The organism is Pseudomonas danubii (genome assembly GCF_042980055.1).
Lineage (GTDB): Bacteria > Pseudomonadota > Gammaproteobacteria > Pseudomonadales > Pseudomonadaceae > Aquipseudomonas > Aquipseudomonas danubii.
Window position 1 is genome coordinate 3,672,759 of the sequence record NZ_CP116502.1, and the last position, 22,495, is coordinate 3,695,253.

The following is a 22,495-nucleotide window of genomic DNA, read 5'->3' on the forward strand; positions in this document are numbered from 1 at the left end:
GTCTAGAGCTCCGCGTAGAGTCGGCCGGGGTTGAAGATCCCTTGCGGGTCCAGCTGCGCCTTGAGCCGTTGGTGGTAGTGCAGCAGGGTCGGCGCCAGGGGCTGGAACGGACTGTCCTGCAGGCCGTGGCTGTAGCAACTGGCGTGGCCGCCAACGGCGCTGACGGCGGCGCGGATCTCGCTGGCCGTGGCAGCGGTTTTCAGCCAGCGCTGGGCGCCGCCCCAGTCCAGCAGTTGTTCGCCGGGCACTGCCAGCAGCGGCGTGTTGTGCGGCAGCGACAGGCGCCACAGCGGCAGGCCGGGGTTGAAGAAGTCCAGTTGCTGTTCATTGAGCTGGCTCCAGTAGCCCGCGTCCAGGGGCTCGCCGCCCAGGCGTTCATGGGCGGCGGCCACCGAACCTGCGCCGCCTTCCAGTCGCAGGTGCAGGCGCTCGCCGTCGTGGCAGGCGGCGCTGATCGGCAAGGGCTGCTGGCCCCATTCGGCGAGCTTGGCCAGGGCTTGGCCGGGCGTCATTTCCAGGCTCAGGCTCAGGCATTGCCGGGGCTTGGGCAGGACCTTCAGCGAGACTTCGGTGATCAGCCCCAGGCAGCCGTAGCTGCCGGCCATCAGTCGCGACAGGTCATAACCGGCGACGTTTTTCATCACCTCGCCACCAAAGCGCAGGTGCTGGCCGCTGCCGCTGATGATCCGGGTGCCGAGGACGAAATCGCGCACCGCGCCGGCCCAGGGCCGGCGCGGTCCGGACAGGCCGCTGGCGAGCATGCCGCCCAGGGTGGCGCCGGCGCCGAACGATGGCGGCTCGCAGGGCAGCATCTGCCCGGCGGCCTCCAGGGTGGCGTGTAACTCACTGAGCGGGGTGCCGGCCCGGGCGCTGATCACCAGCTCCGTGGGGTCGTAGCTGACGATGCCGCGATGGCTGCGGGTATCGAGGATTTCCCCGGCGCACTCGCGGCCGAGAAAGGCTTTGCTGTTGGAGCCCTGGATACGCAACGGGGTGCTGTCCTGCAAGGCGTTGCGGACCTGTTCCAGCAGCGCGGCGCTGGCATCGCCGTCGGGTGGCGCCGTCATCAGAAGCGCTCCAGTTCGGAGAAGGGCAGTTGCCCATGATGGATATGCATGGCGCCGAATTCGGCGCAGCGCTGCAGGGTCGGGATGTTCTTGCCGGGGTTGAGCAGGCCGCCAGGATCGAAGGCGGCCTTGACCCCATGGAACAGCGCCAGCTCGTGGGTGTTGAACTGGGCGCACATCTGGTTGATTTTCTCCCGGCCTACGCCGTGCTCGCCGGTGATGCTGCCGCCCACCGCCACGCACAGTTCGAGGATCTTGCCGCCCAGGGCCTCGGCCCGCTGCAGCTCGCCCGGCCGGTTGGCATCGAACAGGATCAGCGGGTGCATGTTGCCGTCCCCGGCATGGAACACGTTGGCCACCCGCAGTTGATGCTCGGCGGCGAGCCGGGCAATGCCCCGCAACACCCCCGGCAGCTGGCGCCGGGGAATGGTGCCGTCCATGCAGTAGTAGTCCGGGGACAAACGGCCCACCGCTGGAAAGGCGTTCTTGCGCCCGGCCCAGAAGCGCACTCGCTCGGCTTCGTCCCGGGCCAGGCGTACCTCGCTGGCGCCGGCGCGTTCCAGCACCTGGCGCACCCGCTCGCAGTCGTCATGCACATCGGCCTCCACCCCGTCCAGCTCGCACAGCAGGATGGCTTCGGCGTCCACCGGGTAGCCGGCGTGGATGAAGTCCTCGGCGGCGCGGATCGCCAGGTTGTCCATCATCTCCAGGCCACCCGGGATGATCCCGGCGGCAATGATGTCAGCCACGGCGCGGCCGGCGGCTTCTACTGAGTCAAAGGCCGCCAGCAGCACCTTGGCGATCGGCGGCTTGGGCAGCAGCTTGACCGTGACCTCGGTGATTACCCCCAACAGGCCCTCGGAGCCGGTGACCAGCGCCAGCAGGTCGAACCCCGGCGCGTCCAGGGCCTGACTGCCCAGGGTCATGGCTTGGCCGTCGACGCTGAGCATCTGCACCTGCAGCAGGTTGTGCACGGTCAGGCCGTATTTCAGGCAATGCACGCCCCCGGCGTTTTCCGCGACGTTGCCGCCGATGGAGCAAGCGATCTGTGATGACGGATCGGGGGCGTAGTACAGGCCCAAAGGCGCCGCCGCCTGGGAAATCGCCAGGTTGCGCACCCCCGGCTGGAGCCTTGCGCAGCGGGCGGCCGGGTCGATCTGCAGGATGTCCTTGAAGCGCGCCATCACCAGCAGCAGGCCTTTTTCCAGGGGCAGGGCGCCTCCGGACAAACCCGTACCGGCCCCTCGGGGGACCACTGGCACCCGGTGCTCATGGCAGATCTGCAGCAAGCGCTGGACCTCGTGCAGATGCCGCGGCAGGGCCACCAGCATCGGTGTGGTGCGATAGGCACTGAGGCCGTCGCATTCGTAGGGCTTGAGCTGCGGCTCCTGGTCCAGCAGTTCCAGGTCCGGCAATTGGCTGCGCAAGGCCCGGATCAGGGCCTGCTTGTCGACGTCGGGCAGGGCGCCGTCGAGGGTTTCGTCATAGAGAATCGTCATGGGCGGTGAATGACCTTGGGTTGTTCTTGTCAGGTCGAGACAGCATGACCACGGCCTGCATCATTGGCTGGTCGGGCCAGGGTGGCCATCGGTCCATGCGGGCGCTGGCCGAATCACTTTAGTCGCTGTTGGCGTGGCGGGGGGGCTGGGTTGGCCTAGTCTTTGGAGTGCTCGCACCGTGCAGTGGCCGCCATTGTCTGAGGTGGCGCGGTGATCGAGTCCCCTGAAAGACTGATAAAAAGGAACCCTGCCATGTCCAATGAAACCTGCGCCTGTCCGGCCTGCACCTGCAAGCTGGGGCCCCATGCGATTGTCCGTCACGGCAAGCACTACTGCTGTCAGGCTTGCGCCGATCATCACGCCCACGGTGAGCCTTGTGCTTCCACCCAAGGGTGCAAATGCGCCCAAGGCGCCCACGGCTGAAGAGCGCAAACGGGTGGGGCTGCGGCTCCACCCGTTTGCGGCGGGCCTAGACCGAAGGCCGCCAGGTGACATTCTCGATACCGAACTTTTCCGCCATGGGCTTGCTGGTCTTCTTCACCCGTTCCCGGCCGAAACGGCCGATGCGGCCCACTCCCGCATCACAGCTTGCCCAGTGCCAGGCCTCGGCGTTGTCCATCTTTTCCTGGCGGATGATGAAGGACTTGGGAGCGCCGTGAAGGGTGTATTCGATGACGAAGAGTTTTGCGTTGTTCATAAAGCCTCTGTTCCTCCCTGTGATCCTTGAGTGATCCCCCGCAGGCGCAAAAATTCACTTTGATTGGCCGACTCTGGCGCCAACGGTCATGGCCCTGAGCGTGCGTTCACCGGCACGCCGGCTCCTGCGGGTTGCGGGTTGGCACGGATCAGGCTTCGGGGACGCCTTTTTCCCAGGTCGACCAGTTGTCGAGAATGTCCTGCACCAGCGGATTGCCGGCCCGGTAGAGGTTTTCCAGGGCCGGGACAAAGCCGCCCTGGTCGGCGTACTTGAGCAGGTTGTCCACTTCGCTGGCCCCCGGTGCCGGGCGGTCGAAGTCGGAGCCGGCGCGCAGCACCGCCAGGCGCTGGATGTCCACCAGGCCCTCGCGGCTGGCCCGCAGCAAGGCTTCGTAGGTGGAGTTGTCTTCCTGCTGGGTGGTGCAGTAGGTGCCTTTGTTGTCGGTCAGCAGGCGGGTCCAGACTTCGGCCCGTTCGCTCAGGCGAGTACCGGAAAACCAGGTGTTGCCCGCCAGGGTGTCGCAGCGGGTCACCACCGGCGGCTGGTTGGCCGGAGCCTGGGGGTATTTCAGGCGCCAGGCCGCCGATTGCGGGCTTTCGCTCAAGGTCACCCGCTGGCTCAGGGCGAAGGCCTTGGCCTGAAGCTTGGGGTTGAGCTCGAAGACTTCGGTCTTGTAGTCCAGGGGCGGTTTTTCGTTGGGCCCCTTGGTGTTGATCCCCAGGTAGCCGGTGGGCCAGTCCTTGGGCGCATCCCGGGAGTCGAGTTCCCACTGGGTGCCGAACTCCACCAGGTAATGAGCCCAGGCGGCCGTGCCGATGGTGCCGTGGTGCGGGCTGATGCCGGCGATCCCGGCAATCAGGAAATAGCTTTTGCGCAGGTCGAACTTCGGCGACAGGGCCAGCGCCAGGGTCGACGCCGCGGCATTGGTCTGGCCCATGCCGGTGGTCAACAGGCACACGTCCCGGTCATTGCAGCGAATGCTCGGATACTCCGCCGCCAGCCCCGGCACGCGGATCTCGCGCTTGAGCTCCAGGCGCTCGATCCAGTGCTGCGCTTCCGGCGCGAACATGCTGATCAGCACCACCTTGGGCTTGATTGGTGCCTCGTTGGCCCAGGCGCCGCCTGCCAGCAGAGCCCCCAGTCCCACTACCCACGAAACCTTTTTAATCCCACGCATACAACCTCCATGACTGCCGTTAACCGGCGCTTATCCTGCCTGATCCAGGTTGCAACTCATCGCAACCGTTCTTGTCTTGCCGTTTGCCGCTCGAAGCTTGCCATTGCTCTAGAACTGATACCCGACCCCGGCGTAATAGCCCCAGCCATTGGAGCGGGCACGGAACTCGCCGTCGCCGAAATTCAGCACGCTGCCATCCTCCCAGTTGCCGCCGTTGTGGAAGTAGCGGCCCACCAGGGTGAAGCGCAGGTGAGTGAAGGCGTACAGCAGCACGTTGGTGGCCACCGTGGCATTGGCGGTGCGCGCCGGGTTGTCCTTGTGCAGGTCGGAGCCGAAATCGAAATTGGTGAAGCCGATGTAGGTCAGCGAGGCGCCGTTGCTGTAGCTGTCGATGGGCACGATGTATTTGAGCTGGGCGCGGTAGCCGTCCCAGGAATACTCGTTGCTGGCGCCGTAGTTTTCCCACTGGTAGCGGCCATAGAAGTTGGCCGAGAGATTGACCCGCGAATGGGTGTCGATGTCGGTGCCCAGGCCGCTGTACAGGGTGTTGGCGCGGTTGGCGGTGCGGCTGCCGTGGTCGTAGATCCAGTCGAAGGCCACATACCACTCCTTGATCGGGCCGATGGCCAGGCTGCGACCGGCCAGGTAATCGATGGAGATCCGCGGTTCGTGCTCCATGAACAGCGGCGACCCGTGGTCCCAGATGCCCTTGTCGTGGCTGTTGCCGATGTCGAGGATCTTCGGCAGGTCGATGTAGCCGTACAGCTCGAAGGGGCCCTTGCGCCCGAAGTATTCGTACTCCAGGTAGATGTCGTCCGCCGGGCGCGGGCCGAAGCTGATGTCCTTGCTGCCGATCAGCATCAGGTCCTGGTTGTACCAGTCGGAAAGGTAGGCGCCCTGTTTCGCGGATTGCACATCGGCGCTCAGGCTTTCGCCCTGGGCTGATGCGTCCGGGGCGGGGGATTGGGCCAGTGCGGCGTGACTGAGTAGACCCGTAACGCCGGCCAGCCCGAGGGAAACAGCCCATTGGCCATGACGGGGGAAGCGGTTGTGCATGGAAAGTCCCTGTTCGTGCGGTGTGAAGTCCCTGATGTCCGTTCGCGCGCATGGCGGTGGCGAACACCCACAAAATTGCAACTCGCAAACGTTTGCACATGGCGTACCAACTTGAAATAGCCTTCGCAAATAAAAGCTGAAATCAATCGTCGACAGGGCTTTTGCGTCAGCGCTGTTGCGGCTGCGGCGCTACCGAGCCGCCCACCGATGGAGGGCAGGCGCTGAGCAGGATTGGGTATTACCAGCGGGAATATAAAGGGCCGCCTTTTCTATTATCCAGTAATGACGGCCCTGGCTAGCATCCTGACTCGCTGGTGGCCGTTTGCTGCGACCCCGGCGCCCAATCATCGATACCGAGGGATCGTCATGAGCCGTTCCGCGCCCTGTACCCGGGAGCAGATCCAGCAGTTGGATCAGTCAGACCCGTTGGCCTTCTGTCGCCAGCGTTTTACCTTGCCGCAACACAAGATCTACCTCGACGGCAACTCCCTGGGGGCCATGCCGGCCCATGTCCCGGCGCGCCTGGAGCAGGTGCTCAAGGTGGAGTGGGCCGAGGGCCTGATCAACTCCTGGAACGACGCCGACTGGTACCCCGCGCCGCAGCGCACCGGGGCCCGCATCGCCGGGCTGATCGGGGCCCAGGGGCACGAAGTGATAGTGGCCGACTCCACCTCGATCAACCTGTTCAAGGTGCTGGTGGCGGCCTTGCGCATGCAGCCGTCGCGCCGGGTGATCCTGGCGGAGAACGGCAACTTTCCCACCGACGTGTACATCGCCCAGGGCGTCGCGGAGCTGACCGGCTGCCGGCTGCAGTGCGTCGACCCGGAGCAGGTCCTCGATGCCCTCAGCGACCAGGTGGCGATCCTCTCCCTGACCCACGTCAACTACAAGACCGGCCGCCGCTACGACATGGCGGCGATTACCGCGCGGGCCCACGAGCTGGGTGTGCTGGTGGTCTGGGACCTGTGTCACTCGGCCGGCGCCATGCCGGTGGAGCTGAACGCGGCCGGCGCAGATTTTGCCGTGGGCTGCGGCTACAAGTACCTCAATGGCGGCCCCGGCGCGCCGGCCTTTGTGTTTGTCGCCGAGCGTCACATCGCCCAATTGCGCCAGCCGCTGACCGGTTGGCACGGGCACGCCAAGCCCTTCGATTTCAGCCATGACTACCAGCCCCACCCGAGCCTCGATCGGATGCTGGTGGGCACCGCGCCCCAGTTGGGTGTGCTGGCCCTGGAAGCGGCGCTGGAGGTGTTCGACGGCATCGACCTGCAGGCCTTGCGCAGCAAGAGCCTGGCCTTGTCCGAGCTGTTCATCCGCCTGTGTGACGAGCAACTGGCCGGGTTGGGTGTGCAGTTGCAGACCCCGCGCGATGCCAAGCAGCGCGGCAGCCAGGTTTCCCTGAGCCACCCCCAGGCCTACCCGGTGATGCAGGCCCTGATTGCCCGGGGCATCGTCGGTGATTTTCGCGCGCCGGACATCCTGCGCTTCGGTTTTGCCCCGCTGTACAACCGTTTTGAAGACATCTGGACCTGCGTCGACGCACTGCGCGACATCCTCGTCAGCGAGGCATGGAACCAGCCGCAGTTCCTGGCCCGCAAAGCGGTGACCTGAACCCCGTGCCCAGCCTTGGAGCAAGAGTGTCATGACAAAAACAATACGCACCTTCAAACAAGTGGCAGACCGTGAACACGGCCTCAAGCAAAGCCTGAGCAGCGGCCAGCTGTCGATGATCGCCATCGGCGGGGCCATCGGCACCGGGCTGTTTCTGGGCAGCAGTTTCGCCATCGGCTTTGCCGGCCCCAGCGTGCTGGTGAGCTACGCCATCGGCGCGGTAATCGCCCTGTTGCTGATGGGCTGTCTGGCGGAAATGACCGTGCGCCATCCGACGTCCGGCTCGTTCGGTTCATTCGCCGAATTCTATGTGGCGCCCTGGTTCGGCTTTGCCATCCGCTACGCCTACTGGGCCTCCATCGTGTTTGCCGTGGGCACGGAAATCACCGCGGCGGCGATGTACATGAAGTACTGGTATCCCGAGGTGCCCGGCGGTTACTGGATGCTCGGTTTCTCCCTGGCGCTGATCCTGGCCAACGCCTTCAGCGTCAAGGTGTTCGGCGGCATCGAGTATGTGTTCTCGCTGCTCAAGCTGTGCGCCATCCTGGTGTTCATCCTGCTCGGGGCCTGGGTGGTGTACGGCGCGGCGCCCGGCTCGGGCATCGGTTTTGCCAACTACAGCAACGAGGGCGGCTTCTTTCCCAACGGCGCCTGGGGCACCTGGGTGGCGGTGATCGTGGCCTTCTTCAGTTACCTGAGCATCGAGATGATCGCCGTGGCCGCGGGCGAGGCCAAGGACCCGGAACGTGCAGTGACCCGGGCCTTTCGCATCACCATGGTGCGCCTGGTGGTGTTCTACCTGCTGACCATCGCCCTGGTCCTGGCCATCGTGCCCTGGAGCCGCAACACCGGCGGCGAAAGCCCCTTTGTCATGGTCATGGCGGCCACCGGCATTCCCTATGCCGGTGGGGTGATCAATGCGGTGATCCTGGTGGCGGCGCTGTCGGCGATGAACAGCCAGCTGTACATCACCACGCGGCTGATGTTCAGCCTGTCCCGGGCCGGCCAGGCGCCGGCGCTGTTCGGGCGCCTGAGCCGCAACGGCGTGCCCCTGGCGGCGCTGCTGCTGTCGTCCCTGGGGATTGCCCTGGCCACCTTGCTGTACCTGGCCTACGCCGACCAGGCCTTCACCCTGATGATGTCGATCGCCATGTTCGGCGCCATGTTCACTTGGGCCGGGATCTTCCTCACCCACCTGTTCTTTCGCCGGCAACAGGGCTCCGAACCCCTGGCGTTCAAGCTCTGGGGCTACCCCTGGACCAGCCTGGGAGGGCTGTTGCTGATGCTGGCGGTGATGATCACCACACTGTTCACCGAGCAGTTCTTCCTGACCCTGGTCTGCGGGCTGCCGTTCCTGGCGCTGATCCTGCTCATCTATTACCTGCGCTTTCGCGGCCAGCGCCCGCTGGATGCCGCGGCGCCCAAGCCGTTGCCGATCCAACCCTGAGTTCCGGACCACCCCGCTCGCGGGAGCCGGCTGGTCGGCGAAGCGGTCTGCGTGATCGCTTCGCCGGCAAGCCGGCTCCTACGGGGCCTTTGGGCCCCTGTCGATCCCTGTCGCCACTTCTACAAAAACAATAATCCACAAGGGTTTTGCCATGTCTGACGTAATGCGCCGTTCACCGCTTTTGCTGTTGCCGCTGCTGGGTTGCCTGCCCTGGACCGTCCACGGTGCCGAGGAGGAGCCGGCCGGTTTCATCGAGGACAGCCATCTGCGCATCCAAGCCCGCAACTACTACCTCAACCGCAGCGTCCAGGACGGCCGTGCCGACCGCAAGGACTGGACCCAGGGCTTTATCGGCCGCTTCGAATCCGGGTTCACCCAGGGCACGGTCGGCGTCGGCGTGGATGCCTTCGCCACTCTCGGGCTCAAGCTGGATGCCTCCGGGGGCAAGACCGGCACCTATAACCTGCCGATCCACGACAACGGCAAGCCGGCGGACCAATACGCCAAGGCCGGTGCCGCGCTGAAACTGAAAGTCTCCGAAAGCGTGCTGCATTTCGGCGAACAGTCGGTGGACACCCCGGTGTTCGCCGTCGGCCACAACCGCCTGATTCCGGAAACCGCCACCGGCTTTGCCCTGGACAGTCAGGAACTGGACAAACTCAAGCTGCAGGCCGGGCATTTCACCTCGGCCACCGGCCACGTCACCACCAACAGCAACGGCGACCTCTGGGCCTTCTATGCCGGCGTCACCACGCCCTCGGTGGACTACCTGGGCGGCCAGTACGCGTTCACGCCTGACTGGGGCGCCAGCTTCTATGCGGCGCGTTTCGCCGACATCTGGAACCAGTACTACGCCAACCTCAATGGCCGTACCGACCTGGGGCAGGGCCAGCAGGCCGGTTTCGACCTCAACCTCTACCGCACCCTCGACACCGGCCGGGCCAGAGCCGGCGCCATCGACAACACCACCCTGGGCGCCTCGGTGTTCTATGGCCTGGGCGCCCACCGCCTGACCCTGGCGCTGCAGAACGTCGACGGCAACACCCCGTTCGACTACCTGGGCGTGGGCGACCTGGACCGCAACGGCCGCAATGGCCGCGACCAGGGCGCCTCGATCTACCTGCCCAACTCGGTGCAGTACTCGGACTTCAACGGCCCCAACGAGCGCTCCTGGCAACTGCGCTACGACCTTTCGCTGGCCGGCTACGGCATGCCCGGTTGGAACCTGATGACCCGCTACCTGCGCGGCTCCGGCATCGACGGTACGCACACCCCGGCAGACAGCGCCTACGCCGGGATGTATGGCCAGGACGGCGTGCACCGCGAGATCAACTTCGAAGCGCGCTTTGTGGTGCAGAACGGCCCGCTCAAGGACCTGAGCTTTCGTCTGCGCCAGACCTGGCACCGGGCCAACGTGGCCCAGGGCGAGGGCAATATCGATGAGTTCCGGCTGATTACCGATTACCCGATCGATCTCTTCTGAATCGACCCGGCCTGACAGCAGCGAGCCGCGCCCCCGAAGAAGGCGCGGCTCGCTGCTATTGGACGATAACCTCGGCTTGGGCTCAGTCCTGTTCCATGGCCTTGCTCGTCGGTATTGCGGCCGAATGCCCCAGACGCTTCATCCAGCCCAGGGCCAATCCCGCCAGCAGCACCGGCACGGCGATCCAGGCGAAAAATTGCTGCAGGCCGCCGGCCTGGGCGAACAGCCAGCCACCGAGCAGCGAGCCGATGATCGAGCCGGCACGGCCCGCCGCCAGGGCCCAGGCCACGCCGGTGGCCCGGGAGGCGGTGGGGTAGAGGGTGGCGGCCACCACGCTGAGGTTGTTCAGGGTGCCGGTGAGGCTGAAACCGGCCAGGAACACGATGGCCAGGGTGCCGGCGGCGCTGTGCAGTTGGCTGCCGGTCAGGGCCAGGGCGCAGGCGGCGATCAGGCACAGCCAGGGCAGGATGCGCAGGGCGCCGATACGGTCCATCAGCAGGGCCATGGCGATGCCACCGAGCACGCCGCCAAAGGGGATCATGGCGCTGATCCGTGCCGCGCCGCCGGTGTCGTAGCCGCTGGCCCGCAGCACCGTGGGCAGCCAGTTGGTCAGCAGGTAGAACACGAACAGGCAGCAGAAGAAGGTCAGCCACAGCAGCAGGGTGCGGGCCAGCTGGCCGGGGCTGAACAACGCTGAAAGTGGCGAGCGTGCGCCGGCCTCGCCGCTATCGCCCACCAGTCGCACCCGTTCCCAGTCGGACTGGCCGCTGATGCGGGTGATGATGCGGCGCAAGGTGGCGGTGTGGCGCGGGCTGTTGGCCATGAAGCACACCGATTCCGGCAGCGCCAGGTACAGCACCGGCAACAGCAGCAGAGGCGCCAGGCCGCCGATCAGCAGCAGGCCCTGCCAGCCCACCCGGGGCAGCAGCGCGCCGGCCACCGCGCCGCCCAGGGCCAGGCCCAGGGTGAAGCCGGAATAGCTCAGGGTCACCAGCAGCATGCGCCGCCGCGCCGGGGAGTATTCCGAGCTCAGGGTGATGCAGTTGGGCAGCACGCCGCCCAGGCCGATGCCGGTGACAAAGCGCAGGATGCTCAGCACTTCGATGTTCGGTGAAAGCGCCGTGGCCAGGGTGCCCAGGCCGAAGATCGCCACGCAAATCAGCAGTACGCTCTTGCGCCCGTTGCGGTCGGCCAGGGGGCCGAAGCAGAAGCTGCCCAGGAGCATGCCGAACAGCCCGGCGCCGAAGGCCGGGGCCAGTTGCGCGCGTTCGATGTTCCAGCTGTGGATCAGCTCCGGGGCGATGTAGCCAATGGCGGCCGTGTCGAAACCGTCCAGCAGGACGATCAGGAAACACAGCAGCAACACGCGTATCTGCAAGGCGCCCAGTGGGCTGCGGTCGATGAGTTCACTCAGGTGTTGCGTTCGCTCGTACATGGGTGGCTCCTTATAGGTTTTGTTCGAGGCGGGCATGGGGTGCCCGCCGGATGACCACGGTGACGGGTGCAGCGAGGGGGATGAGGGGCTGAGTGCGGGCACTCAGTACAGGTTGAAGAAGTCCTGGGCGTTGCCGCCGAGCAGGCGTGCCTTGTCGGCTTCGGCCAGGGTCGGGTGGTCGGCGATGCCGCTGCCGATGCGCTGTTCGCCGAGGGGGAAGGGTGAGTCCGAACCCAGCATCACCCGTTCACTGCCCATGACTTCCACCAGCAGTTTCAGGGCGCCGGGATCGAACACCGCCGAGTCGACGCAGAAGCGTTTGACATAGCTGGACGGCAACTGCGGGCAGTCTTCGCGGACGATGTCGCGGTGACGCCAGGCGTTGTCCACCCGCCCCAGAAGAAAGGCGAAGCCGCCACCGCCGTGGGCGAAGCAGATGCGCAGGGATTCGGGCAGGCGCTCGAACGCCCCGGAAAGGATCAGCGACAGAATTCCCAGCTGGGTTTCCGCCGGCATCGCCACCAGCCACGGCAGCATCCACTTGCGCATGCGCTCGCCGCCCATCATGTCCCAGGGGTGCACCAGCACCGGGATGTTGTTGCGTCCGCAATGGTCGAGAAAGGTCACCAGATGATCGTGGTCCAGGTCGTGATTGCCCACGTGGTTGCCGATCTGCACGCCGACGTGGCCGATGGCCTGGGCCCGGCTGGCTTCGGCGCAGGCGGCGTCCAGGTCCTGCAGCGGCACCTGGGCCAGGACCTTGAGCCGGCGTTCGTGGCCGGCGGTCATGGCCATGGCCCGATCGTTCATCAACTGGGCCCAGGGCAGGGCCCGTTCGATGGGCGCGTCGTAGGCGAACATCACCGGCGTGGCGCACATGATCTGCAGGTCCAGGCCTTGCTCGTCCAGGTGTTCGACACGCCGCGCCGGGTCCCAGAGCACGTCGTGCACCGGACGAAAGGCTTTGTCGCCGACCATGATCTGGCCCCGGGCGCCGTCCTTGTGCAGCCAGGGCGCGCGCACCGGGTCCAGGCGCGCGGCCTCGGCCTGGCTGATGTCGGGGAAGAAGTGCGAATGCATGTCGATTTTCATAAGGGGGTCGCCGCCTTGAGGGTGTGGTGCCAGGTCTGCCAGTCGCGGCCCGGATGGATTTCGCCGCAGCCGGTGCAACGCCGCTGTTCCTGGCTGGTGGCGTAGAACTCTTCGTAGACCGGTGGCAGGTCGTTGACGATGCTCTGCAGCTGCATTTCATAGCGCTGGATCAGCGTGCCGCAGCGGGCGCAAGACCATTGCAGGGCGTCCAGCAGGCCCTTGGGCCGCTGGCGCTCCACCACCAGGCACAGGCTGCCGGGCTCTGGGCGTTGCGGGGAATGAATGACGTGGGGCGCCATCAGGTAGATGTCGCCCTCGCGCAGATCGATGCGCTCGTAGCGGCCGCGGTCCCAGATGTTCAGGTAGGCATTGCCCTTGAACTGATAGAAGAACTCTTCCATGGGGTCGTCGTGAAAGTCGGTGCGCTGGTTGGGGCCGCCGACCACGGTGACCATGAAGTCGGCGTCCTGCCACACCTGACGGTTGCCCACCGGCGGTTGCAGCAGATGGGCATGTTCGTCCAGCCAACGGTTGAAGTTCAGCGGCGCGCTGTAGTGGTGCTTGTCCATTGTTATTGTTCTCGGCGATTGAGCGGGGCGTAGGCCACCGCCTTGATTTCGATGCGCAGGTGCGGGTGCGGCAACTGATGCACGGCCACGGTGGTGCGGGTCGGGCCCTGTTCGTCGAAGTACTCGGCGTAGACCTGGTTGTAGGGACCGAAGTCGTTCATATCCACCAGGAAGGCGCTGATTTCCACCAGGTCCTGCAGCCCGGCGTTTTCGCTGGCGAGGATATCGCGGATGTTCTCGATCACCGCCCGGGTCTGGGCGCGAATGTCCAGGCGGGTGGTGCCCAGCTCGTCCACTTCGACGCCGTCGAAGCTGTTGTCCGGACGCCGCGAGCTGGTGCCGGAGACGAACAGCAGATCGCCGGCGCGCTTGATATGGGGGAAGCGGCCCCGGGGCTTGGCCTTGCCCGGCACCAGGGTGGCGCGGTTGACGGTCATGAGCGTTCTCCTTGGGCCTGGCCGCTGCAGGTGAAGGCGCATTCGCCGTAGCCATTGATCTCCACCGTCAACTGCGCGCCGGGTGTCAGGGCCACGGCGGCGGTGGCGGCGCCGGCCATGATCAGGCTGCCGGCGGGCAGGCTGATGTCGGCCCGGGCCAGCAGTTGCGAGGCGTGCACCAGGCTGCGTAGCGGATGGCCGAGGATCGCCGCGGTCGAACCGGCCTCCACCAGGGCACCGTCCAGGCGCATCAGTACCCCGGCGTTGGCCAGGGTGGAAAAATCCCGGGACCAGGGGCCGACCACCAGCCCGGCCGAGGAGCAGTTGTCCGCCACCACGTCTTCCAGGCTGAATTTGAACGCCTCGTAGCGCGAGTCGATGATCTCGATGGCCGGGGCCACGGCCTCCAGATAGTCCACGGCTTCGAGCTGGGTCAGCGGCCGGTCGATGGCGCGCCGGGTGAGAAAGCACAGCTCCGGTTCGGCCCGGGGGTGGATGTAGCGGTCCAGGTTCAGCTGGCCGCCGTCCTCTTCCAGCATGGCGTCGGTGAGCCAGCCCCAGATCAGGCTGTCGACGCCCATCTGCTGCATCTTGGCGCGGCTGGTGAAGCCCAGCTTGAGGCCGATCATGCGTTCGCCATCGGCGTAGCGGTGGGCCATGGAGGCGCGCTGGATCTGGTAGGCCTGCTCCAGGTTGAAGGGCGTGTGCCGGCTGAACTGGGGCAGGGCGCGAGCGTTGCGCGCGGCCTGATCCAGGGCGCTGGCGATGGGGGCAAGATCGAGGTTCATGGGCGGTACTCCCGGGCAGCGAGCAGGTCGAGGGCGACGTCGACGATCATGTCTTCCTGGCCGCCGACCATGCGCCGGCGGCCGAGCTCGACCAGGATGTCGACGGTTTTCAGGTCGTACTTGTGGGCGGCTTGTTCGGCGTGGCGCAGGAAGCTGGAGTAGACCCCGGCGTAGCCCAGGGCCAGGGTTTCGCGGTCGACCCGCACCGGCCGGTCCTGCAGGGGACGCACCAGATCGTCGGCGGCGTCCATCAGGCGATAGAGGTCGGTGCCGTGGTTCCAGCCCAGCTTGTCGGCGGCGGCGATGAACACTTCCAGCGGCGCGTTGCCGGCCCCGGCGCCCATGCCGGCGAGGCTGGCGTCGATGCGCTGGCAGCCTTCTTCCACCGCCACCAGGGAGTTGGCCACCCCCAGGCCGAGGTTGTGGTGTGCGTGCATGCCGGTGGCGGTGTCCGGCTTGAGCGCGGCCTTCAGCGCCCGAAAGCGCAGGCGGATGTCCTGCATGTTCATAGCGCCGCCGGAGTCCACCACGTAGATGCAGGTGGCGCCGTAGCTTTCCATTTTCTGCGCCTGGACGGCGAGATTTTCCGGGCTGGTCATGTGGCTCATCATCAGAAAGCCCACGGTGTCCATGCCCAGTTCCCGGGCACATTCGATGTGCTGGCGCGAGACATCGGCCTCGGTGCAATGGGTGGCGACCCGCACCACTCGGGCACCGGCCCGGTAGGCGGCCTTGAGGTCGTGCACGGTGCCGATGCCGGGCAGCAGCAGGGTGGCGATGCGCGCGTGTTCGAGCACATCGGCCGCGGCTTCGATCCATTCCAGGTCGGTGTGGGCGCCGAAACCGTAGTTGAAGCTGGAACCCTGCAGGCCGTCGCCGTGGGCCACTTCAATGCTGTCGACCCGGGCCGCGTCCAGGGCCCGGGCGATGGCCTGGACCTGATCCAGGCTGTACCGGTGGCGGATGGCGTGCATGCCGTCACGCAGGGTCACGTCGGAAATGTAGAGCTTGTTGCCGGGGTTGAAAGTCATGGCGAAGCTCCTTCAGCGGTTGAGCAGCGACTGGGCCATGCGCTCGGCGGTGGCCAGCGCGGCGCAGGTCATGATGTCGAGGTTGCCGGCGTAGGCGGGCAGGTAATGGGCGGCGCCCTCAACCTCCAGGAACACCGAGGTCTTGAGCCCGCTGAAACGCCCCAGGCCCGGGATCAGCAGCGGCGCCGAGGCCGGGATCGGCTCGAACTGCACCTGCTGCTTGAGCCGGTAGCCGGGCACATAGGCCTGCACCGCCGCGGCCATCTCGCCGATGGAGGCGGCGATCTCCCGCTGATCAGCGGCGGCCGACAGCATCAGCACCGTGTCGCGCATGATCAGCGGCGGTTCGGCCGGGTTCATGACGATGATCGCCTTGCCCCGGGTGGCGCCGCCGAGGGTTTCGATGGCGTGGCGGGTGGTTTCGGTGAATTCGTCGATGTTGGCCCGGGTGCCGGGGCCGGCGGATTTGCTGGCAATCGAGGCGACGATTTCCGCGTAGTGCACCTGGGCCACCCGCGACACCGCGGCCACCATGGGAATGGTCGCCTGGCCGCCGCAGGTGACCATGTTCAGGTTGAGGCTGTTCAGGTGCTGCTCCAGGTTGACCACCGGAATGCAGTAGGGGCCGATGGCCGCCGGGGTCAGGTCGATCAGGCGGATGCCCGGCTTGGTCTGGCGCAGTACGGCCTCATGGTGCTGGTGGGCGGCGGCCGAGGTGGCATCGAACACGAGGTCGATGGCGGCAAACTCGGGCATGCGCAGCAGGCCTTCGACGCCTTCGTGGGTGGTGGCCACGCCCAGGCGCCGAGCCCGTTCCAGGCCGTCGGAAGCCGGGTCGATGCCGACCATGGCGCTCAGTTGCAGGTGCCGGGCCTGACGCAGGATTTTCAGCATCAGGTCGGTGCCGATATTGCCCGAGCCGATGATCGCGGCCTTGAGGGTTCTGTTCATGCGTGGCTCCGGTTCATTGGGCGCTGGCGAAGGCGGCGCTGACGCTACCCAGGCCCTGGATGTGCGCGGTGAAGCGATCTCCCGGCTGCACCGCGACCATGGGTCCGAGGGCGCCGGTCAGGAGGATGTCGCCGGCCCGCAGCGGCGTGCCCAGGCGGGCCAGGGTGTCGGCCAGCCACAGGGCGGCGTTCAGCGGGTTGCCCAGGCAGGCGGCGCCGGCGCCCACCGACACCGGCTCGCCACGCCGGGTCAGGCTCATGCCGCAGCGCACCAGATCGAGCTTTTCCAGGGCCACCGGCTGGCTGCCGAGCACGAACAGCCCGGACGAGGCGTTGTCGGCGATGGTGTCGCTGAGGCGAATGTCCCACTGGGCAATGCGGCTACCGACGATTTCGATGGCCGGCAGGGCAAAGGCGGTGGCGCGGATCAGGTCGGCCACGGTGTGGCGCTCATGGTTCAGGCCATGTTCCAGCACCAGGGCCACCTCGGCTTCGACCTTGGGCTGGCAGGTGTCGCTCCAGGCGATGGGCTGGTCGTCACCGCGGGCCATATCGGCGAACAGCTGGCCGAAGTCCGGCTGGTCCACCCCCAGTTGCTGCTGCACGGCGCGGGAGGTCAGGCCGATCTTGTGGCCTACCGGGCGGCGTCCGGCATCGATGGCCGCCAGGTTGTTGTAGTGCTGCACCTGGTAGGCCAGGTCGGCCAGGGAGGTGTGGGGTTGTGCGGCCTGGGCCTGGGCAATCAGCTCGCGCACCGGGGCGCAGGGCTGGCCGTTGAGCTGGGCCTGGCGCAGGTGGTGCGCCGCTTCAATCAGGTCTGCATGCATGTCGGGGTGCCCCTCAAGGGTTGACGCAGATGGTGGTGATCTCGGAGTAGAAATCCAGGGAGTGACGGCCGCCTTCGCGCCCCACGCCCGAGAGCCTTGTGCCGCCGAACGGCGTGCGCAGGTCGCGCAGGAACCAGGTGTTGACCCAGACCATGCCCACACGGAAGCGCCGGGACAGCTGATGGGCGCGCTTCAGATCGCGAGTCCACAGGGCCGTGGCCAGGCCATAGGCCGAGTCGTTGACCCGGCGCAGCACTTCGTCCTCGGTGTCGAACGGAGCGATGTGGCAGACCGGGCCGAACACTTCTTCGCGCAGGCAACGGGCGTGGTCCGGCAGGTCGGTCCAGATCGTCGGCTGGACGTAGGCGCCCTGGTCCCGGGCATCGCCGAACTGCGGAATGCCGCCGCCGCTGACCAGGGTCGCGCCTTCCTCCAGGGCCAGTTGGAAGTAGCCCAGGACCTTGTCCCGGTGCTTGTGGGAAATCAGCGAGCCCATGTTGACCCCGTCTTCATCGGGGTAGCCGATCTTCAACTGTTCGGCGCCGGCCTTGAGGGCGGCGACGAAGCGCTGGTAGATCGGCCGCTCGACGTAGACCCGCTCCGAGCACAGGCACACCTGCCCGGCGTTGGTGAAGCTTGAGCGCAGCACCCCGGCCACCGCGGCGTCGAAATCGCAGTCGGCGAACACCACCGCGGCGTTCTTGCCGCCCAGCTCGAAGGACACCTCGCGCACGCCTTCGGCGGCGGCTTTCATGATGGTGGCGCCGGTACGGGACTCACCTGTGAAGGTGATGGCGTCGACGTCGCGGTGGGCGGTGAGGAATTCCCCGGCCGAATTCGGCCCGAAGCCGTGCACAAGGTTGAACACGCCGGCCGGCACCCCGGCGTCGCGCATCACTTCGGCCAGCAGGGTGGCGCTGGAGGGTGTGTCCTCGGACGGCTTGACCACCACCGAGTTGCCGCAAGCCAGGGCCGGGGCGACTTTCCAGGTGAGCAGCAACAGCGGCAGGTTCCACGGCGAGATGATCGCCACCACGCCGTGGGGCTTGCGCACGCTGTAGCTGAACACGTCATTGCCGTCGGCGCCGCGCATCTCGAAGATTTCGCCGCCGGATTGGCGCAGCAGCTCGGCGAAGGTGCGGAAATTCTGCACCGCGCGGGCCACGTCCAGGGTCCGCGCCTGTTGCACCGGGCGCCCGGTGTCGGCGACTTCGGCGGCGACGAACGCCTCGAAACGCGCCTCGATGCCGGCGGCAATCCGCAGCAGCAGGTCGGCGCGCTGGCTGGCGCTGTAATCGGCCCAGGGGCCGGACTGCGCCGCCTTGGCCGCGGTCACGGCGCGGTCCACCTGGGATCGGTCGGCCTCGCAGACCTGGCCCAGCACGCGGCCGTCGACCGGGGAGATATTGGCAAAGGTCTGGGGGCTGGCGACGAACTCGCCGTCGATGAAATGGCGCAGCAGGGCAGTGGACACTTGAACCTCCGAAACATGGGTTTCGGGGCGAGTGTAGGAAGGCCTGGTATTAGTGAATAATCAAAGATCGGCCGCTAACTATTAACAATTGGAATATCAGGGTGAAGCCTGGATCGGCGCTTGCCCGCTGTCGGACTCTGCCCGGGCCAGGTCCAGGCATTCGCGAAACAGCCGGGCCGCCGGGCCCAGATTGCGCTGGGCGGCGTAGAAGCAACCGATCTCGCCGAACTGCAGCGGCGCCCCCAGATCGAAAGCCTGGAGCATGCCGGCCTGGATGAACTGCAACGAGGCCTCATAGGGCATCAGGGCCACGGTGCGCTGATCCTGCATCAGGGTGATGTTGGTGAGGATCGACAGCGACTCGGCAACATTGTCCGGCGTCGGCAGGCCATTGTCGGCGAACAGTCGGTCGGCGGTGCGCCGCAGCAGCGAGTCGCGGGTCGGCAGCACCCAGGGGTAGGCGTGCAGGTGTTCCAGGCTGACCGGCGTCTGCTGGTGCAACGGGTGATGGGCGCCGGCGACGATGCTCAAGTCCTCGCGGTACAGCACGTCGACCTCCAGGGCCTCGCTGCGCCGGTGCCAGTCGTCCGGCACTCGGCCCACCACCAGGTCGACATCGCCCACCGCCAGCGCCGGGAACAACTGGTCCATCTGCCCGACCCGCAATGACACCAGCACCCCCGGCGCGCGCTGCTTGAGCAACTGGATGGCCCGGGGCAGCAGCGAGGTCGAGGCCGAGATCAGGGTGCCGACCATCACCTGCCCCGAGGTGCCTTCCTGGAAAGCGTTGACCTCGTCGGTCAGGGCCCGCAGTTCCGCCAGCAACGACTTGGCTCGTTGCACCACCACCTGGCCCAGCTCGGTGGCGCTGACCCCACGGTTGCTGCGCACCAGCAGCGGCGCCTCGAAGTAGGATTCCAGCTCGTGAATGATCTTGGTCACCGCCGGCTGAGTCAGGTTCAGCGCCTGGGAGGCGCGCACCAGCGAGCCGCTTTGCAGCACCTGCTCGAACACCACCAACTGGTGGAACTTGAGCTTGCGGGCGATGGACTGGGTGGTGAATTTCATGGCGGGCTCCGTCAGCGTCTTGCCCTGGCCTCGGGTGAGGGTCGGGGGGGCGCTTTTGTGGGTATGAGGACAAGCGTGCCCGGGCAGGGCGCTGCAAGCCTAACCAAAGTCCGGCGCATTTGCTTGGTTCAAGCGCTACCGCAGGTGTCCGGTCTTGAGGGGCAGGGCGCGGATGCTAGAGTGCGCCACTGATCCGCCGCCCCGGGAGTGACCATGGAATTGTCCGACCACCTGTTGATGCTCGAACGCCAACTGCAACAAGCCGAAGTGCGCGCCGATCGCCAGGCGCTGGAAGCCTTGCTGGCCGATGACTTTCTCGAATTCGGCGCCAGCGGCGGACGTTGGAACAAGGCCCAGGTGCTGCACAGCCTGCCGCAGCAGGACTTCATCGAACGGCGCATCAGCGAGTTTGCGCTGCAGCGCCTGGCGGCCGATCTGGCCCAGGTCACCTACCTGTGCCATAACGCCGCAGCCGGCGGGCGGGCGGCCAGCAGTGCCTGGCGCAGTTCGCTGTGGCGCTGCCGCGAAGGGCGCTGGCAGATGCTGTTCCATCAGGGCACGCCTCGGCCCAGTGCCTGAGGGCTCTGCTAGAATCCCGGTCCCAGACTTGACGAGGTGCCCCATGAGCGAGCCGATTCGCCTGACCCAGTACAGCCACGGAGCCGGCTGCGGCTGCAAGATTTCCCCCCAGGTGCTGGAGGTGATTCTGGCCGGCAGCGGGGCGCAGAACCTCGATCCCAAGCTCTGGGTCGGCAACGCCTCGCGCGATGACGCGGCGGTCTACGCCATCGACGAAGAGCGCGGCGTGGTCTCCACCACCGACTTTTTCATGCCCATCGTCGACGACCCCTTCGACTTCGGCCGCATTGCCGCCACCAATGCCATCAGCGACATCTACGCCATGGGCGGCGACCCGTTGATGGCGATTGCCATTCTCGGCTGGCCGGTGAACGTGCTGGCCCCGGAAATCGCCCGGGAAGTGATCCGCGGCGGCCGCGCCGTATGCGACGCGGCAGGTATTCCCCTGGCGGGCGGCCATTCCATCGACGCGCCGGAGCCGATCTTCGGTCTGGCGGTGACCGGGCTGGTGGAAAAACGCTTCATGAAACGCAACGACACGGCCACCGCCGGCTGCCTGCTGTACCTGACCAAGCCCCTGGGGATCGGCGTGCTCACCACCGCCGAGAAAAAGGGCAAGCTGCGCGACGCCGACATCGGCCTGGCCCGCGACTGGATGTGCACCCTGAACAAGCCCGGCAGCCGTTTCGGCAAGCTCGAAGGGGTGACCGCGATGACCGACGTCACCGGTTTCGGCCTGCTCGGGCACCTGGTGGAAATGGCCGACGGCAGCGGCCTGACCGCGCAGATCCACTACGACCGCGTACCGCGCCTGCCGGGAGTTGAGTACTACCTGGATCAGGGCTGCGTGCCCGGTGGCACCTTGCGCAACTACAGCAGCTACGCCGAGAAAATCGGCCGGGTTCAGGAGCTGCACAAACGCGTGCTCTGCGACCCGCAGACCAGTGGCGGGCTGCTGGTGGCGGTGACCCCGCAAGGCAATGCCGAGTTCCTCGCCCTGGCGGCGGAGCTGGGCCTGGAACTGGCGCCCATCGGTGAACTGGTGGAGCGACAGAGCCACGCGGTCGAGGTGTTCTGATGCCTCTGGACTGCACCGACTACCGCGAGATCTTCCTCAACGACCGGCCGATGATGGACACCCGGGCGCCGATCGAATTCACCAAGGGCGCCTTTCCCGGGGTGCTCAACCTGCCACTGATGACTGACCAGGAACGCCAGCGGGTCGGCACCTGCTACAAGCAGCAGGGCCAGCAGGCGGCCATCGTGCTCGGCCATCAGCTGGTGTCCGGCGACATCAAGCAACAGCGCGTCCAGGCCTGGGCCGATTTCGCCCGGGCTCACCCCGACGGCCTGCTGTACTGCTTCCGTGGCGGCCTGCGCTCGCAGATCGTCCAGCAGTGGCTCAGGGAGGCGGGCATCGACTACCCGCGGGTTGGTGGCGGCTACAAGGCCATGCGTACCTTCCTTCTGGACACCACCGAGCAGGCCCTGCAGCAATGTGATTTCGTCCTGTTGGGGGGCATGACCGGCACCGGCAAGACCGAAGTGCTGGGCCAGCTGGACAACGCCCTGGACCTGGAAGGCCACGCCAACCACCGCGGCTCCAGCTTCGGCCGCCGCGCCACCGGACAGCCGAGCAACATCGACTTCGAAAACCGTCTGGCGGTGGACCTGCTGAAAAAGCGTGAGCGCGGCGTGCAGAGCTTTGTCCTGGAAGACGAGAACCGCATGATCGGCAGCTGCGCCTTGCCGCTGCCGCTGTACCAGAGCATGCAGGGCCTGCCCATGGTCTGGCTGGAAGACCGCCTCGACAGCCGGGTGCAGCGCATCCTTGACGATTACGTGGTCAACCTCAGCGCCGAGTTCGTGGCCGTGCATGGCGAAGAAGGTTTTGCCCTGTTTGCCGAACGCCTGCTGGAAAGCCTGAACAAGATCCACAAGCGCCTGGGGGGCGAGCGTCACCAGCGCCTGTTCCTGCTGATGGAAGCGGCCCTGGCGGAACAGGCCCGCAGCGGTGACGTGGAGCTGCACCGGGCCTGGATCGAAGGCTTGCTGGGTGAATACTACGACCCGATGTACGCCTTCCAGCGCGAGAGCAAGGGCGCGCGGATCGAGTTCAGCGGCGATCACGGCGCCGTGCTCGATTACCTGCGCCAGCGCCAGCCGCCATCGCGCTAGCGCTCAATGTTCCGCGCGCTCACATCACCT

At 66.4% G+C, this 22,495-nt stretch carries 22 protein-coding genes; 7 read left to right on the plus strand and 15 right to left on the minus strand.

Annotation, left to right across the window (positions count from 1 at the left end; all coding sequences use genetic code 11):
- Positions 1-2: 2 nt before the first annotated feature.
- Both glcE and glcD read right to left on the minus strand, forming a co-directional pair.
- Complete coding sequence (glcE, locus tag PFZ56_RS17005; protein ID WP_170004592.1) at positions 3-1,067, minus strand: glycolate oxidase subunit GlcE; 1,065 nt, start codon at positions 1,065-1,067, stop codon at positions 3-5.
- A complete protein-coding gene (gene glcD, locus PFZ56_RS17010; RefSeq protein ID WP_110653025.1) occupies positions 1,067-2,566 on the minus strand; it encodes a glycolate oxidase subunit GlcD in 1,500 nt (499 codons plus the stop codon). Before glcD ends, glcE begins: the two co-directional genes overlap by 1 nt.
- Positions 2,567-2,818: 252 nt before the next feature.
- Here glcD and PFZ56_RS17015 point away from each other — a divergent pair, with 252 nt between their 5' ends.
- On the plus strand, positions 2,819-2,989 hold the full coding sequence (locus tag PFZ56_RS17015; RefSeq protein WP_102864137.1) for a metallothionein: 171 nt from the start codon (positions 2,819-2,821) through the stop codon (positions 2,987-2,989).
- 46 nt (positions 2,990-3,035) lie between these two features.
- On the opposite strand, the gene PFZ56_RS17020 is transcribed toward PFZ56_RS17015, so the two are convergent.
- The 3 genes from PFZ56_RS17020 to PFZ56_RS17030 form a co-directional block, all read right to left on the minus strand.
- The gene (locus PFZ56_RS17020) at positions 3,036-3,263 is read right to left on the minus strand and encodes a DUF6555 family protein (RefSeq protein ID WP_011060569.1); all 228 of its coding nucleotides are present in this window, start codon (positions 3,261-3,263) and stop codon (positions 3,036-3,038) included.
- A gap of 148 nt (positions 3,264-3,411) precedes the next feature.
- The gene (locus PFZ56_RS17025) at positions 3,412-4,440 is read right to left on the minus strand and encodes a purine nucleoside permease (RefSeq protein ID WP_170004594.1); all 1,029 of its coding nucleotides are present in this window, start codon (positions 4,438-4,440) and stop codon (positions 3,412-3,414) included.
- Positions 4,441-4,548: 108 nt separating this feature from the next.
- Positions 4,549-5,496 carry a nucleoside-specific channel-forming protein Tsx gene (locus PFZ56_RS17030; RefSeq protein ID WP_102880023.1) on the minus strand — a complete coding sequence of 316 codons (948 nt, stop codon included), beginning with the start codon at positions 5,494-5,496 and terminating at the stop codon, positions 4,549-4,551.
- 366 nt (positions 5,497-5,862) lie between these two features.
- On the opposite strand from PFZ56_RS17030, the gene kynU reads away from it, so the two are divergent.
- The 3 genes from kynU (at position 5,863) to PFZ56_RS17045 (ending at position 10,037) form a co-directional block, all read left to right on the plus strand.
- Positions 5,863-7,107, plus strand: a complete 1,245-nt coding sequence (gene kynU, locus PFZ56_RS17035) for a kynureninase (protein ID WP_306409004.1) — start codon at positions 5,863-5,865, stop codon at positions 7,105-7,107.
- Between the two features lie 31 nt (positions 7,108-7,138).
- Positions 7,139-8,554 carry an amino acid permease gene (locus PFZ56_RS17040; protein ID WP_110594942.1) on the plus strand — a complete coding sequence of 472 codons (1,416 nt, stop codon included), beginning with the start codon at positions 7,139-7,141 and terminating at the stop codon, positions 8,552-8,554.
- Between the two features lie 151 nt (positions 8,555-8,705).
- A complete protein-coding gene (locus tag PFZ56_RS17045; protein WP_170004178.1) occupies positions 8,706-10,037 on the plus strand; it encodes an OprD family porin in 1,332 nt (443 codons plus the stop codon).
- Positions 10,038-10,119: 82 nt separating this feature from the next.
- Here PFZ56_RS17045 and PFZ56_RS17050 read toward each other — a convergent pair whose 3' ends face one another.
- From PFZ56_RS17050 to PFZ56_RS17095, 10 genes are all read right to left on the minus strand, one after another.
- Positions 10,120-11,472, minus strand: a complete 1,353-nt coding sequence (locus PFZ56_RS17050) for an MFS transporter (protein ID WP_170004180.1) — start codon at positions 11,470-11,472, stop codon at positions 10,120-10,122.
- Positions 11,473-11,574: 102 nt separating this feature from the next.
- A complete protein-coding gene (locus PFZ56_RS17055; protein ID WP_170004182.1) occupies positions 11,575-12,564 on the minus strand; it encodes an amidohydrolase family protein in 990 nt (329 codons plus the stop codon).
- Positions 12,561-13,133, minus strand: a complete 573-nt coding sequence (locus PFZ56_RS17060; protein WP_016965505.1) for a 3-hydroxyanthranilate 3,4-dioxygenase — start codon at positions 13,131-13,133, stop codon at positions 12,561-12,563. Before PFZ56_RS17060 ends, PFZ56_RS17055 begins: the two co-directional genes overlap by 4 nt.
- Before the next feature lie 2 nt (positions 13,134-13,135).
- The gene (locus PFZ56_RS17065) at positions 13,136-13,570 is read right to left on the minus strand and encodes a RidA family protein (RefSeq protein WP_016965506.1); all 435 of its coding nucleotides are present in this window, start codon (positions 13,568-13,570) and stop codon (positions 13,136-13,138) included.
- Positions 13,567-14,358 (minus strand): 2-keto-4-pentenoate hydratase, encoded by a 792-nt coding sequence (locus tag PFZ56_RS17070; protein ID WP_170004184.1) that lies wholly within the window; start codon positions 14,356-14,358, stop codon positions 13,567-13,569. Before PFZ56_RS17070 ends, PFZ56_RS17065 begins: the two co-directional genes overlap by 4 nt.
- Positions 14,355-15,389 (minus strand): 4-hydroxy-2-oxovalerate aldolase, encoded by a 1,035-nt coding sequence (gene dmpG, locus PFZ56_RS17075; RefSeq protein WP_170004186.1) that lies wholly within the window; start codon positions 15,387-15,389, stop codon positions 14,355-14,357. The genes PFZ56_RS17070 and dmpG overlap by 4 nt, the downstream gene beginning before the upstream one ends.
- A gap of 12 nt (positions 15,390-15,401) precedes the next feature.
- A complete protein-coding gene (locus PFZ56_RS17080) occupies positions 15,402-16,340 on the minus strand; it encodes an acetaldehyde dehydrogenase (acetylating) (RefSeq protein ID WP_170004188.1) in 939 nt (312 codons plus the stop codon).
- Positions 16,341-16,353: 13 nt separating this feature from the next.
- On the minus strand, positions 16,354-17,166 hold the full coding sequence (locus PFZ56_RS17085; protein WP_170004191.1) for a 2-keto-4-pentenoate hydratase: 813 nt from the start codon (positions 17,164-17,166) through the stop codon (positions 16,354-16,356).
- A gap of 13 nt (positions 17,167-17,179) precedes the next feature.
- Positions 17,180-18,640, minus strand: coding sequence for a 2-hydroxymuconic semialdehyde dehydrogenase (locus PFZ56_RS17090; RefSeq protein WP_170004193.1), 1,461 nt, complete (start codon positions 18,638-18,640; stop codon positions 17,180-17,182).
- A 96-nt stretch (positions 18,641-18,736) separates the two neighbouring features.
- On the minus strand, positions 18,737-19,708 hold the full coding sequence (locus tag PFZ56_RS17095; protein WP_102880011.1) for a LysR substrate-binding domain-containing protein: 972 nt from the start codon (positions 19,706-19,708) through the stop codon (positions 18,737-18,739).
- A 213-nt stretch (positions 19,709-19,921) separates the two neighbouring features.
- On the opposite strand from PFZ56_RS17095, the gene PFZ56_RS17100 reads away from it, so the two are divergent.
- From PFZ56_RS17100 to mnmH, 3 genes are read left to right on the plus strand one after another with little or no spacing between them, the layout of a single operon-like run.
- Positions 19,922-20,287, plus strand: a complete 366-nt coding sequence (locus PFZ56_RS17100; RefSeq protein ID WP_047303466.1) for a DUF4440 domain-containing protein — start codon at positions 19,922-19,924, stop codon at positions 20,285-20,287.
- A 43-nt stretch (positions 20,288-20,330) separates the two neighbouring features.
- Positions 20,331-21,365 carry a selenide, water dikinase SelD gene (gene selD / locus PFZ56_RS17105; protein ID WP_047303467.1) on the plus strand — a complete coding sequence of 345 codons (1,035 nt, stop codon included), beginning with the start codon at positions 20,331-20,333 and terminating at the stop codon, positions 21,363-21,365.
- A complete protein-coding gene (gene mnmH, locus PFZ56_RS17110; RefSeq protein WP_170004197.1) occupies positions 21,365-22,465 on the plus strand; it encodes a tRNA 2-selenouridine(34) synthase MnmH in 1,101 nt (366 codons plus the stop codon). The genes selD and mnmH overlap by 1 nt, the downstream gene beginning before the upstream one ends.
- Positions 22,466-22,495: the final 30 nt, after the last annotated feature.